Genomic DNA, 17613 nt, shown 5'->3' with positions numbered 1-17613 from the left:
GACGCGCCGGGCGGGCGATTCTGGTTGCAGGTGGAGGGAAGTGGAGTAGAGTGGGGCGCATTGGTGAGGCCGGGAGGGCCCACCGGCCCAGGGGGTCAGCGGCGCCGCGAACGCCGCTCAGGGCGAGGGGGTTGGGCCGATGTTCCTCGGCACCCACACTCCGCGCCTGGACGAAAAGGGTCGGTTGATCCTTCCGGCCAAGTTCCGGGACGAACTGGCGGGGGGTGTCGTGATCACCAAAGGACAGGATCGCTGTCTCTACGTCTTCCCCACGCCCGAGTTCCAGCGGATCGCCGAGCAGTTGCGCGCGCAGCCGATGACGAACAAGGCGGCCCGGGCCTACAGCCGGGTCTTCTTCGCCAGCGCGCACGACGAGGTCCCCGACAAGCAGGGCCGGGTCACCATCCCGGCCCACCTACGGTCCTATGCCGCGCTCGACCGGGATCTGGTGGTGATCGGGGCGTCCACCCGGGTGGAGATCTGGGACCGGGCGGCCTGGGAGAGCTACCTCGCCGACAGCGAAGACGACTTCGCCGACATCGAGGAGGGGGTGCTGCCCGGCGGTCTGTAGGGCGTGGCGACGCCCGACGTACTGCGAGATCTCCAGCCGCTTTCGAGTTCCTGGCGCCCCTTCCCCGGTGCCAGGGGCACGATCTCCACCCCGGGTCGGTGACCCGGAGCCGGAGCGGGAGCGGATGGGGATCTGGCGGTACGACGGTACGGCGTCGTCCGACGAGCAGAGCGCGACACGACGAGACTTATTCCACAGTGGGGGTCGACATGGGGGAGCTGCGCGGCACGCACGTGCCGGTGCTGCTCGAGCGGTGCCTCGAGCTGCTGGCCCCCGCGCTGGACCGGGGCGGCCGTACGGTCCACGTCGATGCCACGCTGGGTCTGGCCGGGCACGCCGAGGCGGTGCTGCAACGGCACCCGCACACGGTGCTGATCGGCCTGGACCGGGACACCGAGGCCCTGGCGCACGCCCGGGTCCGGCTGGCCCGGTTCGCCGACCGGATCCACCTGGAGCACGCCGTCTACGACGAGCTGCCCGAGGTGGTGGCGCGGTTGGGCTATCCGGGCATCGACTCGGTGCTGTTCGACCTGGGCGTCTCCTCACTGCAACTCGACGCGCCCGACCGCGGGTTCGCCTACGCCCAGGACGCGCCCCTGGACATGCGGATGGACCAGACCGGGGGGGTGACCGCCGAGGAGGTGGTCAACAGCTACTCCCACCCGGACTTGGCCCGGGTGTTGCGGGTCTACGGCGAGGAGAAGTTCGCCGGCCGGATCGCCTCGGCGATCCTGCGGGAGCGGGAGCGGGGCCGGATCACCTCGTCGGCCCGGTTGGCCGAGCTGGTCAGGGAGAGCATTCCGGCACCAGCGCGACGAACCGGGGGACACCCGGCCAAGAGAACGTTTCAGGCTTTACGGATCGAGGTAAACAGGGAACTGGTGGTGCTGGAGACGGCGCTGCCGGCTGCCCTCGACACGCTCAACGTGGGCGGTCGCATGGTGGTCCTGTCCTACCACTCGTTGGAGGACCGGCTCACCAAGCAGGCGCTCGCCGACCGGGTCCGCAGTAAGGGCCCGGTCGACCTCCCGGTGGAACTACCCGGGTCGGGTCCGACGTTCCGGCTGCTCAGCCGGGGTGCCGAACTCGCCGGGGAGGCCGAGGTCACCGCGAACCCGCGGGCCGCATCCGTGCGGTTGCGGGCGGCGGAGCGACTCGACCCGACCACCGGGCAGCAGGGGCGGACCGACCGCGAACGGTCCCGCCGACGGGTCAGGGCGATGCACCAACCGGGCACGGGGTCGACGCCGGGTTCCACAGTGGACGACGGGGCGACGTCGGGGGACGGCAGGACGGACGAACAGGGGGAGGGGACATGAACGTCAACAAGCGTGACGACCGCGACGCGGTCGTCGGGCAGCGCGCACCGCGGTCGGGGGGCCGGACCACGGCGCAGCGCACGACCCGTACCACGATGCCGGCGGACCTCGCCGGTCGAGCGGGGGAGGCTCGCCGGGGGGCGCGCGAGTTCCCCACCCAGGGCAGCGCCGCGCTGCGGCCGGCCGAGCAGCCGGCCACCCGGACCACCGGCACCGGTTCACCCCGGCTGCGGGTGGCGCCGCCGCCGCCGGTCCGGGTGCCCCGGGCGCCGTTCGCGGCACTGATCGTGGTGCTGGTGGTCGGTGGGGTGCTGGGCATCCTCGCCGTCAACACCAAGATCAACGAGAACGCGTTCCGGCTCCAGCAGCTCCAGCAGCAGCAGGCCCGCCTCGACGTCGACCAGCAGCAGCTGGAGAAGCAGATCGAGGAGGCCAAGGAGCCGGGCAACCTGACCGCCGAGGCCCGCAAGCTGGGCCTGGTGGAGGCCGGCGAACCGGCGTACATCCGGCTGCCGGACGGTCGGCTGATCGGCGTGCCGCAGCCGGCCGACGGACAGCCGGCGATCACCAGCCAGCAGGGCAACGGGGGGTAACACCCGTGCCACCCAGATCCGACGAACCGCGCCGGGACGCCACGGGCTCCCGGCGCGGATCGGTTCGTGGTGGGACCGCCCGGGGCGGCGAGCCACGCCCGCCGGAGCCCCGCACACCAGAACCACGGACCCCGCAGTCGCGCACCGGCGAACCCCCGGCCGCCGGACCCCGGGCCGGTGAGTCCCGGGGACAGGGCCGGGCCGGGGACGCCCGCACCGGGCAGCCCCGCGCCGGGGACGGCGGGGGGATCTCCGACGCGCGGGCGTACACCCCCCGGGGGCGGACCATCCGGGAGAGCAGCGACGAACGGGGCGGGCAACGGCGTACCCCCCGGGCCGGACGCTCCGGCGACCCGTTCCGGCCCGCCCTCCAGGTGCTCGACGGCGGCCGGGCCGCCGCCAACCGGGCCGGCCGCCGGGAGGCCGCCCCGACCGGGCGCACCGGCGTCATCCGGACCGTGCCGGCCACGGCCGCCCCCGACGACGACGAGTTCGCCGATCCGCCCGCGCCGCGCCGCCGCCCCGGCCGCACCACCCCGCGCCGCACCGACGCACCCGGCCGGGGTGCCCCCGCCGGACCGAGGCACCCCGGCGCACCGACCGGCCCGCCGGCCGGCGACCGGTCCGCAAGCCGCGTCGCCCGCCGAAGCTGGCCGAACCGCGACGCCGGCTGCGGCTGGGCACCGCGCTCGTGCTGGCGGTCTTCGCCGTGATCGGTATCCGGCTGGTCGTCCTGCAGGCCGTGGACACCCCGGCGTACGCCGGCGGTGGCGTCGGCAACCGGCTCAGCCGGGTCGAACTGCCGGCCCCGCGCGGGTCGATCGAGGACCGCAACGGCGCCCCGCTGGCCCGCAGCGTCGAGGCGCGGTACGTCTTCGTCGACCCCACCCTGGTCAAGGACCGGACGGAGACCGCGAAGCTGCTTTCCCCGCTGCTCGGCATTCCCGTCTCCGAGCTGGCCGAGAAGATGAAGCGCCAGGGCGGGCTCCAGTTCCGTTATCTGGCCCGGGGCGTCGACATCGCCCAGGCCAAGCAGATCGAGGCGCTCGAACTGGCCGGCATCGGCACCCACCGTGACGAGCGCCGCGAGGTGCCCGGCGGTGACCTGGCCGCCAACCTGGTCGGCTTCACCAGCCCGGACATGGACGGTCTGGAGGGGCTGGAGGCCCGCTACGACGACGTGCTGCGCGGGCAGGACGGCCGGTGGGTCTACGAGGCCGGCGCGGGCGACCTGGACGCGCCCATCCCCGGCGGCTACAGCCAGACCACCGCCCCCAGGCCGGGCAGCTCGCTGGTGCTCACCACCGACCGGGACCTCCAGTTCCAGGTGCAGCAGATCCTCAGCCGGCAGATGGCGCAGACCCGGGGCGCGATCGGCGCGGCCGTGGTGCTCGACGTCAAGACCGGTGAGGTGCTGGCCCAGGCGAGCAACCCGACCTACAACGCGGCGTCACCGGATCAGAGCCGGCCCACCGACCGGGAGGACGCGGCCACCAGTTTCGTGGTCGACCCGGGTTCGGTGCACAAGGCGATCACCTACGGCGCGGCGTTGCAGGAGGGCGTCATCACCCCCGACAGCGCCTGGCCGGTCGCCAACACCATCACCCGGGGCGGGGTGACCTTCCGCGACACCCACCCGGCCGAGGGTAAGAAGTTGAGCGTGGCCGGGATGCTCGCCTACTCGTCCAACGTCGGCACCATCGAGATCGGCGACCGGCTCGGCCCGGACCGGCTGATCGACTACCAGAAGCGGTTCGGGTTGGGGCAGCCCACCGGCGAGGGGATGCCCGGCGAGGCGTCCGGGCGGCTGCTCCCGGCCGACCAGTGGAGCGGCTCGTCCTACGGCTCGGTGCCGATCGGGCACAGCGTCGACGCGACCCCGCTGCAGATGGCCGCCGCGTACGCCACGATCGCCAACGACGGCACCTACGTCCAGCCGCACCTGATCAAGGAGGTGGTCGGGGCGGACGGCAAACGCACCCCGGCCGCCGCCCCGGTCACCCGTTCGGTGCTCAGCCCGAGCAACGCCGCCGCGCTGCGTACCCTGCTGGAGGCGGTCACCACCGTCGACGGCGCGACCGGCCTGGCCGCCGCGGTGCCCGGCTACCGGATCGCCGGCAAGACCGGCACCGGGCTGCGCTACGTCAACGGCAAGCAGCAACCCGGCGAGGTCGGCTCGTTCATCGGGATGGCCCCCGCCGAAGCACCCCGGTACGTGGTGGCGGTCTTCGTGTGGAACCCCGAGGGCGGTGGCGGCGCGGTCGTCGCCCCGGCGTTCCGCGAGATGATGGGCTTCACGCTGCGTCACTACCGGGTCCCGCCGTCGCGCGGGAAGTCTCCCAACTTCGAGGTCTTTCCGCGCTGACCGGGAACGGCGGGACATCATCGGTGAGTGCCGACGAACCACCGGGGCGGCTGTGCGGCCGGAACCGGACGACCGGGTAGGGTCTGACGCCGTGCCCGGCAATCCACGCCCCCGTACCGTGCCCGGAGTCCGGCTCGGCGACCTCGCCGACCGGCTCGCCGTGACGCCGCCGGCCGACGCCGCCGCGCTGGTCGTGACCGGGGTGACCCACGCCAGCCAGGAGGTCCGCCCCGGCGACCTGTACGCCGCGCTGCCCGGTGCCCGTCGGCACGGCGCGGAGTTCGCCGCCGCCGCCGCCACGGCCGGCGCGGTGGCCGTGCTGACCGACCCGTCCGGTGCGGCGGCGGCCGGCGCGACCGGGCTGCCCGTGCTGGTGACGCCCGACCCCCGGGCGGTGCTGGGTGAGCTGGCCGCCGCGGTCTACGGCGACCCGACCGACGGGCTGACCGTGATCGGGGTGACCGGCACCGCCGGCAAGACCTCCACCGCCTACCTGATCGAGTCGGGGCTGCGCGCCGCCGGTCACGTCACCGGCCTGATCGGCACGGTGGAGACCCGGTTGGGTGACCTGGTGATCGACAGCGTCCGGACCACCCCGGAAGCCACCGACCTGCACGCGCTGCTCGCCGCCGCGCGGGAGCGCGGGGTGACCGCGGTGGTCATGGAGGTGTCCAGTCACGCGCTGGCGATGGGCCGGGTCGGCGGGGTCCGGTTCACCGTCGGCGGCTACACCAACTTCGGCTCCGACCACCTCGACTTCCACGCCGACTCGGCCGACTACTTCGCCGCCAAGGCGAAACTGTTCGACGGGCGCTGCCGGGTCGAGGTGCTCAACCACGACGACCCGGCCCTGCGTCCGCTGTTCCGCCCGGCCACGGTCAGCTACTCGGCGGCCGGCGACCCGACCGCCACCTGGTGGGCCGACCGGGTCGGCGGCGAGGGCTACGCCCAGCGGTTCACCGCCCACGGCCCGGACGACCTGGCCCTGCCCGCCGGGGTGGCGCTGCCCGGCCGGCACAACGTGGCCAACGCGCTGCTCGCCGTCGCCTGCCTGGTCGCCGCCGGGGTCGACCCGGCGACCGCCGTCGCCGGGGTGGCCGCCTGCGGCGGGGTGCCCGGCCGGCTGGAACTGGTCAGCGGGGACGCGCCGGTGCGCGGCGTGGTCGACTACGCGCACAAGACCGACGCCGTGGTGGCGGCCCTGGCCGCGTTGCGCGACACCGGCACCGGCCGGTTGATCTGCGTCATCGGCGCCGGTGGTGACCGGGACCGGGGCAAGCGGCCGGTGATGGGTGCCGCCGCCGCCCGGGGTGCCGACGTGGTGCTGGTGACCGACGACAACCCGCGCACCGAGGACCCGGCGACGATCCGGGCCGAGGTGCTGGCCGGGGCGTACGCCGCCGACGCCGCCGCCCGGATCGTCGAGGTGCCGGGCCGACGGGAGGCGATCGCCGAGGCGGTGCGGCTGGCCGCACCGGGCGACGTGGTGGCGCTGCTCGGCAAGGGACACGAACGCGGTCAGGAGATCGCCGGCGAGGTGCACCCGTTCGACGACCGCACCGAGCTGGCGCAGGCGTTGCGCGTCCGCTTCGGCGACCTGGCGGGTCGCCGGTGATCCCGCTGAGCCTGGCCGAGGTCGCCACGGCGGTCGGTGGCCGGCTGCACGCCGCCGACCCGGCCACCGTGGTCACCGGTCCGGTCGAGTTCGACTCCCGCAAGGTCGCCGCCGGGGCGCTCTTCGTCGCCTTCCCCGGCGAGCGGGTCGACGGGCACGACTACGCCGCCGGTGCGGTCGCCGCCGGTGCGGTGGCGGTGCTCGGCACCCGGGAGCTGCCCGGGGTGCCGATGGTGCTGGTGGACGACGCGCTGGCCGCGCTGGGCCGGCTGGCCCGCACGGTGGTGGACCGGCTGCCCGGGCTCACCGTGATCGGGCTGACCGGTTCCTCGGGCAAGACCACCACCAAGGACCTGATCGCGCAGCTCGCCGTGCGGCTCGGCCCGACGGTCGCCCCGCCCGGGTCGTTCAACAACGAGCTGGGGCACCCGTACACCGCGTTGCAGGCCACCGCGCAGACCCGGTACCTGGTGATGGAGAAGGGCGCCCGGGGCGTCGGACACGTCCGCTACCTCTGTGACGTGGTGCCGCCGCAGGTCTCGGTGGTGCTCAACGTCGGGGTGGCGCACCTGGGCGAGTTCGGTTCGGTGGAGAACATCGCCCTGGCCAAGGGGGAGCTGGTGGAGGCGCTGCCGGCCGACGGGCTGGCCGTGCTCAACGCCGACGACCCGCTGGTCGCCGCGATGGCGTCCCGCACCGCCGCCCGGGTGGTCCGCTACGGCGAGTCCGCCGACGCCGACGTCCGCGCGGTCGACGTCACCCTGGACGAGCGGGGCCGGCCGGCGTACACCCTCGTCACCCCGGAGGGGACGGCCCCGGTGCGGCTCGGCCTGACCGGCCGGCACCAGGTCTCCAACTCGCTCGCCGCGGCGGCGGTGGCCCGGGAGCTGGGCATGCCGCTGGCCGAGCTGGCGGCGGCCCTGGGCGACCTGGGGCTGGTCTCCAGCCGCCGGATGGACGTCTTCACCCGTCCCGACGGGGTGACCGTGATCGACGACTCGTACAACGCCAACCCGGCCTCGATGGCGGTGGCGCTGCGGGCGCTGGCCGGGATGCACCGGGGCGGGCGGACGTTCGCCGCGCTGGGCTACATGGCCGAGCTGGGCGCGTACGAGGACGAGGGGCACCGGGAGGTCGGCCGGCTCGCGGCCGAACTCGGTGTCGACCGGCTGCTCGTGGTGGGTGAGCCGGCCGCGCCGATCCACGAGGGCGCGACAGCGGTAAGTGACTGGGGAGGAGAGTCGGTGCTGCTCACCGATCAGGCGGCGGCCGTCGAGGTGCTGCGCAGCGAGCTACGACCGGGCGACGTCGTCCTGGTGAAGGGCTCCCGGTACCGCACCTGGGAGGTCGTCGACGCCCTGCGGGCCGACGCCCAGGCTGACGGGCCCGGCGCGGGGGGTGCCGCGTGAGGGCGGTCATCGTCGCCATCGGCGTGGCGTTCCTGGTGTCGCTGCTGGCCACCCCGCTGGCGATCAAGGTGTTCGCCCGGCTCAAGGCCGGCCAGCCGATCCGATCGAACCTCGGGCTGGCCAGCAACGAGGGCAAGAAGGGCACGCCGACGATGGGCGGCGTGGTGTTCATCCTGGCCACGGTCATCGCGTACGTCGCCGGCCACCTCGCCCTGACCACCCTGCCGGACGCGCAGATCGCCCAGGTCGAGCCGACCATCACCGCCCTGGTGCTGCTGGGGCTGATGGTCTTCTCCGGCGCGGTCGGCTTCATCGACGACTTCCTCAAGGTGCGCAAGCGGCACAGCGGCGGGCTCAACAAGCGCGGCAAGCTGTTCGGGCAGATCCTGGTCGGCGCGGTCTTCGGGGTGGTCGCGCTGTACTTCCCGAGCAGCATGACCGACGCCAGTGGCGCGACGACCAACACCGAGACCGTGGGCAGCACCACGCTGAGCTTCATCCGGGACATCCCGGCCCTGGAGATCGGCAAGGTCGCCTCGGTGATCGTGATCATCATGGTGGTGATGGCGGCGACCAACGGGGTCAACCTCACCGACGGGCTGGACGGGCTGGCCACCGGCGCCTCGGTGATGGTGCTGGCCGCGTACGCGCTGATCGCGTTCTGGCAGTACCGGCACTGGTGCGCCGACCCGACGTACACCGCCAACCCGGACAACTACTGCTACGCCGTCCGGGACCCGTTGGAGATCGCGCTGATCGCCGGGGCGGCGGCCGGGGCGTGCGTGGGCTTCCTGTGGTGGAACACCTCGCCGGCCCGGATCTTCATGGGCGACACCGGCGCGCTGGGCCTGGGCGGGCTGATCGCCGGGATGGCGATGTCCACCCGTACCGTGCTGCTGCTGCCGATCCTCGGCGGGCTGTTCGTGATCATCACGATGTCCGTGGTGATCCAGATCATCTCGTTCCGGACCACCGGCAAGCGGGTGTTCCGGATGTCCCCGCTGCAGCACCACTTCGAGTTGGCCGGCTGGAGCGAGGTCAACATCGTGGTCCGGTTCTGGATCATCGCGGGCATCGGGGTGGCCATCGCGCTGGGCCTGTTCTACAGCGACTTCCTCGCCAGCATGGGCTGATCGCGTTCCGGGCCGGTACCTGCCCCGCGCGCCGGTTCCGTCCGCGCCGGGACGCCACCGGACCACCGGCGGACGGGGGTTCCTCCTACCGGAGGGGCCCCCGTCGCGCATTTCGACACGCCGACCGGGGGGAACGGCCGGAACCGGCCGCCCGCAGCGGCGATGATGGGCGGGTGGGGGAGGACCGAGGCACCAGCACCGGCACGACGGCGCAGACCCAGCCACGGCGGGTCGCGGGCGCGGGGCGTACCGCCGATCCGCCCCCGGTGCTGTCCGGGCTGGGGCCGGCCGGCGGCCTGGCGGCGCTGCGCGGCCTGCTGGCCCGCCCGCTGGCCTCCTACTACCTGCTGCTGTCCAGCGCCGGCCTGCTGCTGCTGATCGGCCTGACCATGGTCTTCTCGGCGACCAGCGTGCGCGACTACGCCGAGGCCGGCGACGCCGCCGCCTCGGTGACCAAACAGGCCATCTTCGCGGTGATCGGCATCGTCGCGTTCTGGGCCTGCCAGCGGCTGCCGGCCACCACCTTCCGCTCGCTGGGCCGGCCGCTGCTCGGCGGGGCCGTGGTGCTGCTGCTGGTGCTCAACCTGCTGGTGGCGCTCAACGCGCTGTTCGGGCTGAAGTCGCTGGGGCCGCTGCAGGCCAACCTGCTCTGGCTCTATCTCGGGCCGATCCAGGTGCAGCCCGCCGAGCTGGCCAAGCTCGCGCTGGTGCTGTGGGGCGCGCACGTGGTGGCCCGCAAGGGCGCCGCGCTGGGCTGGTGGAAGGAGTTGGCCACCCCGCTGTTCCCGGTGGTCGGCCTGCTCTTCGTGCTGGTCGGCTACAACGACCTGGGCAGCATGCTCTGCCTGCTGGCCATCGTGGTCGGGCTGCTCTGGGCGGCCGGGGTGCGGCTGCGGGTCTTCGCCGCCCTCTCCGCGGTCGGCCTGGCCGGCGTCGGCCTGCTCGTCGCGGTGGCCTCCCTCGGCGCCGGCTCCGGGGCACGCGGCCAGGAGAACTACCGGCTGGCCCGGCTCACCTCGTTCCTCGACACGCCCGACCCGGCCAAGTGCGTCGAGGACGCCTGCTGGCAGATGGTCCAGGCCCGCAACGCCATCGAACACGGCGGCTGGTTCGGCGTCGGGCTGGGCAAGAGCAGCCTCAAGTTCGGTTGGCTGCCGGCCGCCCACAACGACTTCATCTTCGCCGTCATCGCCGAGGAGCTGGGCGTGGTCGGCTGCACCGTCATCCTGGTGCTCTTCGCCGTGCTGGCCTACACCGGGCTGCGGATCGCCCGCCGGGTCGCCGACCCGTTCCGCCGGCTCGCCGCCACCGCCGTCACCGCCTGGCTGACCGGCCAGGCCGTGATCAACATCGGTGGGGTGACCAAGCTGCTGCCGCTGACCGGGGTGCCGCTGCCGTTCATCTCCGACGGCGGCAGCGCCCTGGTCGTCACCCTGGCCGCGGTCGGCATGCTCGCCTCCTTCGCCCGCGCCGAACCCGACGCCGCCCGAGCCCTGCACGCCCGTCCGCCCGCCCGATGGGTCCGACTAGTCTGGGCCCCGTTGCCGCCGCTTCCCGGTGCGCGGAGCCGACCGGCGTCGCCACCGGCTGCCCCGGGGTCCGTACCCCGGGCGCGCGGGCGGCGACCCGACGATCAGGCCGTACCGCGCGGCGTCCGGCAGGACCGGACCCGGGGCGGGCCGGCGAGCGAGAGGAGACGCTGATGGGTCCGCTGCGTTCGGTGGTGCTCTGTGGAGGGGGCACCGGTGGGCACATCTACCCGCTGCTCGCCTTCGCCGACTGCCTGCGCCGACACGACCCGGGCGTCCGGATCACCTGCCTCGGCACCCCCAAGGGCCTGGAGAACGAGCTGATCCCGCCGGCCGGCTACGACCTGCGGCAGATCCCCGCCTACCAGCTGCCCCGCTCGGTCAACATGGGGCTGGTGCGCACCCCGGACCGGATGTGGAAGGCGGCCCGCGCCGCCGGCAAGGTGATCGACGAGGTCGCCGCCGACGTGGTCGTCGGCTTCGGCGGGTACGTCTCCGTCCCCGGCTACCTGGCCGCGTGGCGGCGCGAGATGCCGATCGTCATCCACGAGGTGAACGTCCCGCCGGGGGTGGCCAACCGGCTCGGCATGAAGTTCACCAAGAACATCGCCGTCGGATTCCCGCACCAGCCGGCCCAGGCGGAGGCGCTGCGCGACGCCCGGGTGGTCGGGGTGCCGCTGCGCCGGGGCATCGCCGGGCTGGACCGCTTCGCCATGCGGGCCGCCGCCCGCGCCCACTTCGGACTCCGCCCCGACCTGCCGGTGCTCTTCGTCGCCGGTGGCTCCCAGGGTGCCCGGTCGATCAACCTGGCGGTCTCCGGCGCGGCCAAGGAACTGTCCCGCAACGGGGTGCAGGTGCTGCACGTGATGGGTGCCCGCAACGAACCGGTGCCGGTCCCCACCGACCTGCCGGTGCCGTACGTGGCGCTGCCCTACCTGTCCGAGATGGAGCTGGGTTACGCCGCCGCCGACCTGATGCTGGCCCGGGGCGGGGCGATGACCTGCGCCGAGGTGGCCGCCATCGGGCTGCCCACCATCTACGTGCCGTACCCGCACTCCAACCAGGAGCAGAAGCGCAACGCGCTGCCCGTGGTGGAGGCCGGCGGCGGGCTGCTCGTCGACGACGCCGAGCTGACCCCGGACTGGCTGGAGCGCACCGTGCTGCCCCTGCTGCGCGACCCGCAGCGGCTGTCCGCGATGAGCCACGCCGCCGCCGCGTACGGCCGCCGCGACGGCGACGTGGCCCTGCTCAACTTCGTCTACGAGGCGGTGGCCCGGTGAGCCGGTCCACCGCGACGGAAAGGTACCTGGCATGAACACCGCGCAGTTCACCCCGGCCGGCACGCTCACCGCGGAGGACCTGGGCCGGATCCACCTGATCGGGGTGGGTGGGGTCGGCATGAGCGGCCTGGCCCGGCTCTTCCTCACCCGGGGCCTGCCGGTCTCCGGCAGCGAACTGCGCGAGTGGCCGTCGCTGGCCGGGATGCGGGCGCTGGGCGGCACCATCCACATGAGCCACGACGCGGCCAACCTCGACGGGGTGGACACCGTGGTCTACTCCTCGGCGATTCCGCAGGACCACCTGGAGATGGTCGAGGCGCGGCGGCGCGGGCTGCGGGTGCTGCACCGCTCCGAGGCGCTGGCGGCGGCGATGACCGGCCGGCGTACCGTCGCGGTGGCCGGCACCCACGGCAAGACCACCACCACCTCGATGGTGACCATGGTGCTCCAGCAGGCCGGCGTCGACCCGTCCTTCGTGATCGGCGGGGAGATCTCCGAGGTCGGCTCGGGCGCGCACCACGGCACCGGCGAGCACTTCGTGGTCGAGGCGGACGAGAGCGACAGGTCGTTCCTGATCTACCGCCCGTACGTGTCGATCATCACCAACGTCGAGGCCGACCACCTGAACACCTACGGCGACCTGGCCACCCTGGAGGCGGCGTTCGCCGAGTTCGCCCGGCTCACCGACCCGGCCGGGTTCGTCATCACCTGCGCCGACGACCCGGGCGGCCGGCGGTTGGCCGAGACGCTGCGCGCCGAGGGGCGGCGGGTCTGGACGTACGGCGAGGCGGCCGACGCCGACCTGCGGTTGTCCGAGATGGCCTCGTCCGCCCAGGGGGTGCGGTACCTGGCCGCGCTCGACGGCCGGTCGTTGGGCGAGATCCGGCTGCCGGTGCCGGGGCGGCACATGGGGCTCAACAGCGCCGCGGCGGTGCTCGCCGCCCACCTGCTCGGCCTGCCGGTGGCGGCGGCGGAGGCGGCGCTGGCCGCGTTCCCGGGGGTACGCCGCCGTTTCGAACGCAAGGGCGTCGCCGACGGTGTACTGGTCTACGACGAGTACGCCTACCACCCGACCTCGATGACCCTGGCCCTGCAGACGCTGCGCGAGGTCGCCGGTGACGGCCGGCTGATCGTGGTGTTCCAGCCGTACCGGCTCTACCGCACCCGGGACCTCCAGGCGGAGATCGCCGCCGCCCTGGGCATCGCCGACGAGCTGGTGCTGCTGGAGGTCTTCGGCCCCGGTGAGCTGCGGCAACCGGGCGAGGGGTCGGCGGCGTTGCTGGCGGCGGTGCCGTTGGACGCCGCGCACAAGGTCTTCGTGGACTCGTTCGACGACGCGCCGGTGGAGGTGGCCCGGCGGGCCCGTCCCGGTGACGTGGTGGTGACGATGGGTGCCCCGCCGATCTCCCTGCTGGGCGACCAGCTGCTCGACGCGTTGACCGTCCGGGCCGGCGGGGTCGCCGAACCGGTCGCCCCGGGCCCGGTCGTCGGCCCGGACGGCACGGTCTCCACCACCGGATGAGTCCGGGGCCGGCGCGGGCCGTCCCGCGGGCGCGGACGGTGGTGGTTCCCGGCGTGGTCCGGCACGGCGTTGGCAGCTCGTGCGGGCCGGTAGCGATGCGGTCCCGCCGTCCACCCGGCGGTTCATGGCGCGGGCCCGGCAGCGGCGGATGCGGGCCGCCCTGCCCTGGGCGGTGGTCGCCGGGGTGCTGGTGCTGGCCGGCCTGGTGGCCTGGGCGATGCTCGGCTCCGGCCTGTTCGGGGTGCGCGAGGTCCGGGTGGAGGGGGCCCGGCTGGTCACCCCGGTCGAGGTGCGCGACGCGGCGGCGGTGCCGGACGGGGCGCCGCTGGCCCGGGTGGACCTGGCCGCGACGGCCCGGCGGATCGGCGGGTTGGCCCCCGTCGAGCGGGCCACCGTACGCCGGGACTGGCCGGACACCCTGGTGGTGACGGTGGTGGAGCGGACCGGGGTGGCGGTGGTGCCCCGGGACGACCAATTCGTGGTGCTGGACCGCAGCGGGGTGGTGTTCCGGACGGTGCCCCGGCCCCCGGCGGGGTTGCCGCTGGTGCGGCTGGCCGACCCGGGCCCGGACGATCCGGGCACCCGGGCGGCGTTGCAGGTGCTGACCGTGCTCACCCCGGCGTTGCGGGCCGCTCTGGTCGAGGTGACCGTCGAGGGGCTGGCCCGGATCGGGCTGACCCTGCGTGACGAGCGGACGGTGGTCTGGGGCGACGCGACCCGGGGCGAGGAGAAGGCGCGGGTGGCGACGGCGTTGCTGGGTCGTAAGGCCGACACGATCGACGTGAGCGCTCCTGACGTGGTGACCTTCCGGTGAGGCCCGTGTCGAACGTGAGTCGTTACTCTCGCGACGGCGACACGCCGGTGGGGTCCTTGGCTCTCGGCGTGGGGGCGCTTACGTTGCCCCGAAGAGGATCAGTGGTTGACATAACTCTAACCCTCTAGTAGAGGGTTAGGGTTCGCCTCTGATCCTCGCTGGTGACAGCTCGCCGACCACCGGTCTGAGCCACGCCGTACCGGGGCGGTGCGAGCCAATCTCGAACGGAAAGGACCGGAGATGACACCTCCGCACAACTACCTGGCGGTCATCAAGGTCGTCGGCATCGGCGGCGGCGGCGTCAACGCCGTCAACCGGATGATCGAGGTTGGGCTCAAGGGCGTCGAGTTCATCGCGATCAACACCGACGCGCAGGCGCTGCTGATGAGTGACGCCGACGTCAAGCTCGACGTCGGCCGGGAGCTGACCCGGGGACTCGGCGCGGGCGCCAACCCGGACGTCGGCAAGAACGCCGCCGAGGATCACCGCGACGAGATCGAGGAGGTGCTCAAGGGCGCCGACATGGTCTTCGTCACCTGCGGCGAGGGCGGCGGCACCGGCACCGGCGGGGCGCCGGTGGTGGCCAACATCGCCCGCAAGCTCGGCGCGTTGACGATCGGCGTGGTGACCCGGCCGTTCTCCTTCGAGGGCAAGCGGCGCCAGGTGCAGGCCGAGGCGGGAATAGACGAACTGCGCAACCAGTGCGACACGCTGATCGTCATCCCCAACGACCGGCTGCTGGCCCTGGGTGACCGGGGCATCAGCATGATGGACGCCTTCCGCACCGCCGACCAGGTGCTGCTCTCCGGTGTCCAGGGCATCACCGACCTGATCACCACCCCGGGTCTGATCAACCTGGACTTCGCCGACGTCAAGAGTGTGATGAGCGGGGCGGGCAGCGCGCTGATGGGCATCGGCAGCGCCCGGGGGGAGAACCGGGCGGTGGAGGCGGCCGAGGCGGCCATCTCCAGCCCGCTGCTGGAGCAGAGCATGGACGGTGCGCGGGGCGTGCTGCTGTCCATCGCCGGTGGCTCCGACCTGGGCCTGTTCGAGATCAACGACGCCGCGCAGCTGGTCACCGACGCGGCCCACCCGGACGCCAACATCATCTTCGGTGCGGTCATCGACGACGCGCTCGGCGACGAGGTGCGGGTCACCGTGATCGCCGCCGGTTTCGACGGTGGCACGCCCGCGTACAAGGCGTCCGAGTCGCCGCGCAAGAGCAACCAGAACCAGCCGACGCCGCAGGCTCCGGCGGTCACCGCGCCGGCCACCATGCCGCCGCAGCAGTCGCCGCGCCGGGTGCTCTTCGACGACGTCGACGTGCCCGACTTCCTCAAGAACGGTTCCTGAGCCCGTTGATGACGGGCAGTCCCGCAGACGGGCACGCCACCCCGACGACGCCGGACGGGTCCCGGGGCGGCCGGGCCGCCCCGTCGGTGACCGGGCGGTCCGGCAGATGACCGCCGCCCCCGATCCGGTGGGTGCGGACCGCCGGGCCGCGCTCGCGGCCGGCCTGGCCGTGGTGCGGGCCCGGATCGCCGACGCCTGCGCCGCCGCCGGCCGGGATCCGGCCGGGGTGACCATGATCGCCGTGACCAAGACGTACCCGGCCGGCGACGCGGTCGCGCTGGCCGGGCTCGGGGTCACCGACCTGGGGGAGAACCGGGACCAGGAGGCGGCACCGAAGGCGGCCGAGGTGGCGGCGGCGGGGGTGGCCGCCCGGTGGCACTTCATCGGCCAACTGCAACGCAACAAGGCCCGTTCGGTGGTCCGGTACGCCGATGTGGTCCACTCCGTGGACAGTGTCCGGTTGGCCCGCGCGCTGGCCACCGCCGCGGAGTCCGGCCGGGACCGTCCGTTGGAGACGTTGGTCCAGGTCAGCATCGACGGCGACCCGGCCCGAGGGGGTGCCCTGCCGGGTGCCGCGGACGCCGACCGGGGGCTCGGTGCGGTGGCCGGGGCGTTGGCCGGGGCGGGGCGCTGCGACTGGCCGGGCTGATGGCGGTGGCGCCGCTGGGCTGGGAACCGGAGCGGGCGTTCGCCCGGTTGGCCGAGGTGGCGGCGGGGTTCCGGGCCGACCATCCGGGGGCGACGGTGCTCTCCGCCGGGATGAGCGGTGACCTGGAGGTGGCCATCGGACACGGCGCGACACATGTCCGCGTCGGCAGCGCGTTGCTCGGAATGCGTTCCACGCTGCGGTAGCCTGACCGCGATAGAAGCAAATTACATCAGTGTTGTTCAGGAGCGGCGTCCCCAGGTCGGGGGCCACGACGGGCGAGCCGCGAATCGCGCGTCGAGGGATTGCCACTTCGATCCGGTGGGCATGGAAGCCCATTCGCGATCATGGCGACACGGCACGGGGGTGCGTGCCGCACGGCGGACGGAAGGGCGCGGGATGGGTGCACTGCGCAAGGCGGGGGTCTGGCTCGGTCTCGTCGAGGAGGATGACGAGCGGGGCTACGACGAGGGCTACGACAAGCCCGGCTACCGCGAGTCGCGGTACCGGTCGAGCCGGTACGCCGAGGAGTTCGCCGACGACGACGAGGACGACGCGGAGGAGCCGCCGGCACCGCGTCCGCGCCTCGGTGACCGGGGTCGGCTGACGGACCGGTCCAGCCGGCTGGCCGAGGCCGACCGCGCCGACGACGAGCGGGCCGAACGGTCGGAGCGGGCCGAGCGCTCGGAGCGGGCCGAACGGTCGGAGCGGGCGAGCGTCCGGTCGATCACCAGGTCCGGTGGGTCGGAGTCCTCGGGCGCGCTGAGCTATCACACCCGGGACAATCTCGCCCTGGCGCCGCAGGCGTCGCCGCGGGAGCGGCCGGTGGTGGCCGAGGAGGAGCAGCGTTACCAGATCACCACCCTGCATCCGACGACCTACCGCGAGGCGCGGACCATCGGCGAGCACTTCCGCGACGGCGTTCCGGTGATCATCAACCTCACCGAGATGGACGAGGCCGACGCCCGCCGGCTGGTGGACTTCGCCGCCGGGCTGGCGTTCGGGCTGCGCGGTACGATCGAGCGCGTGACCAACCGGGTGTTCCTGCTCTCACCGGCCAACGTCCAGGTCACCGCGGAGGACAAGGCCAAGATCGCTGAGGGTGGCTTCTTCTCCCTGAGCTAAGTCCACCCGACCGAGGGACGTCGTCTGCTGTGTTGTCGATCATGTTCCAACTCTTGTACCTGATTGTGTACCTCTTTCTTATTGTGCTGTTGGCCCGATTCGTTCTCGGTGCAGTCCTCCAGTACGGTCGTCGGTGGCAACCGGGGCGTGGCGCGTCCGCCGGACTTGAGTCCGTGTGGAGCGTCACTGATCCGCCTCTCAAGGCGTTGAGGCGGGTGATCCCCCCACTGCGAATTGGTACCGTGAGCATCGACCTGGCCTCCCTTGTGCTCCTGGTTATCCTGTTCGTGCTGATGAGGTTTGTGTTAGATCCGCTGATCAGGAACTTCTCCTGACCAG

Annotated in this window: 15 protein-coding genes and 1 pseudogene; all 16 read left to right on the top strand. The window is 73.4% G+C overall.

Annotation, left to right across the window (positions count from 1 at the left end):
- Positions 1-139: 139 nt before the first annotated feature.
- The 16 genes and pseudogenes from mraZ to J7462_RS10850 all read left to right on the top strand — a co-directional run bounded on the left by mraZ (position 140) and on the right by J7462_RS10850 (position 17609).
- Positions 140-571, top strand: coding sequence for a division/cell wall cluster transcriptional repressor MraZ (gene mraZ, locus J7462_RS10920; RefSeq protein WP_208569736.1), 432 nt, complete (start codon positions 140-142; stop codon positions 569-571).
- A gap of 209 nt (positions 572-780) precedes the next feature.
- Positions 781-1890 carry a 16S rRNA (cytosine(1402)-N(4))-methyltransferase RsmH gene (gene rsmH / locus J7462_RS10915; RefSeq protein WP_219470227.1) on the top strand — a complete coding sequence of 370 codons (1110 nt, stop codon included), beginning with the start codon at positions 781-783 and terminating at the stop codon, positions 1888-1890.
- Entirely contained in the window at positions 1887-2483 is a 597-nt protein-coding gene (locus J7462_RS10910; RefSeq protein WP_219463939.1) for a hypothetical protein, read from the top strand. Before rsmH ends, J7462_RS10910 begins: the two co-directional genes overlap by 4 nt.
- A gap of 5 nt (positions 2484-2488) precedes the next feature.
- Complete coding sequence (locus J7462_RS32110; protein ID WP_255597675.1) at positions 2489-3196, top strand: hypothetical protein; 708 nt, start codon at positions 2489-2491, stop codon at positions 3194-3196.
- Complete coding sequence (locus J7462_RS10905) at positions 3175-4848, top strand: peptidoglycan D,D-transpeptidase FtsI family protein (RefSeq protein ID WP_374197515.1); 1674 nt, start codon at positions 3175-3177, stop codon at positions 4846-4848. The genes J7462_RS32110 and J7462_RS10905 overlap by 22 nt, the downstream gene beginning before the upstream one ends.
- 52 nt (positions 4849-4900) lie before the next feature.
- Positions 4901-6463 (top strand): UDP-N-acetylmuramoyl-L-alanyl-D-glutamate--2,6-diaminopimelate ligase, encoded by a 1563-nt coding sequence (locus J7462_RS10900; RefSeq protein ID WP_219463937.1) that lies wholly within the window; start codon positions 4901-4903, stop codon positions 6461-6463.
- A complete protein-coding gene (gene murF / locus J7462_RS10895) occupies positions 6460-7872 on the top strand; it encodes a UDP-N-acetylmuramoyl-tripeptide--D-alanyl-D-alanine ligase (protein WP_219463935.1) in 1413 nt (470 codons plus the stop codon). The genes J7462_RS10900 and murF overlap by 4 nt, the downstream gene beginning before the upstream one ends.
- On the top strand, positions 7869-9005 hold the full coding sequence (gene mraY / locus J7462_RS10890; RefSeq protein ID WP_208569731.1) for a phospho-N-acetylmuramoyl-pentapeptide-transferase: 1137 nt from the start codon (positions 7869-7871) through the stop codon (positions 9003-9005). The genes murF and mraY overlap by 4 nt, the downstream gene beginning before the upstream one ends.
- A gap of 296 nt (positions 9006-9301) precedes the next feature.
- Complete coding sequence (locus J7462_RS10885) at positions 9302-10708, top strand: FtsW/RodA/SpoVE family cell cycle protein (RefSeq protein ID WP_219470225.1); 1407 nt, start codon at positions 9302-9304, stop codon at positions 10706-10708.
- Positions 10708-11814, top strand: a complete 1107-nt coding sequence (gene murG, locus J7462_RS10880; RefSeq protein ID WP_208569730.1) for an undecaprenyldiphospho-muramoylpentapeptide beta-N-acetylglucosaminyltransferase — start codon at positions 10708-10710, stop codon at positions 11812-11814. Before J7462_RS10885 ends, murG begins: the two co-directional genes overlap by 1 nt.
- Positions 11815-11845: 31 nt before the next feature.
- A complete protein-coding gene (gene murC, locus J7462_RS10875) occupies positions 11846-13336 on the top strand; it encodes a UDP-N-acetylmuramate--L-alanine ligase (protein ID WP_219463933.1) in 1491 nt (496 codons plus the stop codon).
- A 148-nt stretch (positions 13337-13484) separates the two neighbouring features.
- Positions 13485-14150, top strand: a complete 666-nt coding sequence (locus J7462_RS10870) for a cell division protein FtsQ/DivIB (protein WP_255598446.1) — start codon at positions 13485-13487, stop codon at positions 14148-14150.
- Between the two features lie 240 nt (positions 14151-14390).
- Entirely contained in the window at positions 14391-15503 is a 1113-nt protein-coding gene (gene ftsZ, locus J7462_RS10865) for a cell division protein FtsZ (RefSeq protein ID WP_219463928.1), read from the top strand.
- 106 nt (positions 15504-15609) lie between these two features.
- Positions 15610-16355 (top strand): annotated as a pseudogene (locus J7462_RS10860) (YggS family pyridoxal phosphate-dependent enzyme).
- Between the two features lie 193 nt (positions 16356-16548).
- A complete protein-coding gene (locus J7462_RS10855; RefSeq protein WP_219463919.1) occupies positions 16549-17274 on the top strand; it encodes a cell division protein SepF in 726 nt (241 codons plus the stop codon).
- A gap of 29 nt (positions 17275-17303) precedes the next feature.
- Positions 17304-17609 (top strand): YggT family protein, encoded by a 306-nt coding sequence (locus J7462_RS10850; RefSeq protein ID WP_091237509.1) that lies wholly within the window; start codon positions 17304-17306, stop codon positions 17607-17609.
- Positions 17610-17613 lie beyond the last annotated feature (4 nt).

The organism is Micromonospora sp. RL09-050-HVF-A (assembly GCF_019374995.1).
Taxonomy (GTDB): domain Bacteria; phylum Actinomycetota; class Actinomycetes; order Mycobacteriales; family Micromonosporaceae; genus Micromonospora; species Micromonospora antibiotica.
The sequence above is the reverse complement of the archived record's forward strand: the minus strand, read 5'-3'. Positions and strand labels throughout refer to the sequence as shown.

Bases quoted from the DNA above. Each gene is read 5' to 3' on its own strand.
- mraZ (WP_208569736.1), top strand. From the start codon at position 140: ATGTTCCTCGGCACCCACACTCCGCGCCTGGACGAAAAGGGTCGGTTG.
- rsmH (WP_219470227.1), top strand. From the start codon at position 781: ATGGGGGAGCTGCGCGGCACGCACGTGCCGGTGCTGCTCGAGCGGTGC.
- J7462_RS10910 (WP_219463939.1), top strand. From the start codon at position 1,887: ATGAACGTCAACAAGCGTGACGACCGCGACGCGGTCGTCGGGCAGCGC.
- murG (WP_208569730.1), top strand. From the start codon at position 10,708: ATGGGTCCGCTGCGTTCGGTGGTGCTCTGTGGAGGGGGCACCGGTGGG.
- murC (WP_219463933.1), top strand. From the start codon at position 11,846: ATGAACACCGCGCAGTTCACCCCGGCCGGCACGCTCACCGCGGAGGAC.
- J7462_RS10870 (WP_255598446.1), top strand. From the start codon at position 13,485: ATGCGGGCCGCCCTGCCCTGGGCGGTGGTCGCCGGGGTGCTGGTGCTG.
- ftsZ (WP_219463928.1), top strand. From the start codon at position 14,391: ATGACACCTCCGCACAACTACCTGGCGGTCATCAAGGTCGTCGGCATC.
- J7462_RS10855 (WP_219463919.1), top strand. From the start codon at position 16,549: ATGGGTGCACTGCGCAAGGCGGGGGTCTGGCTCGGTCTCGTCGAGGAG.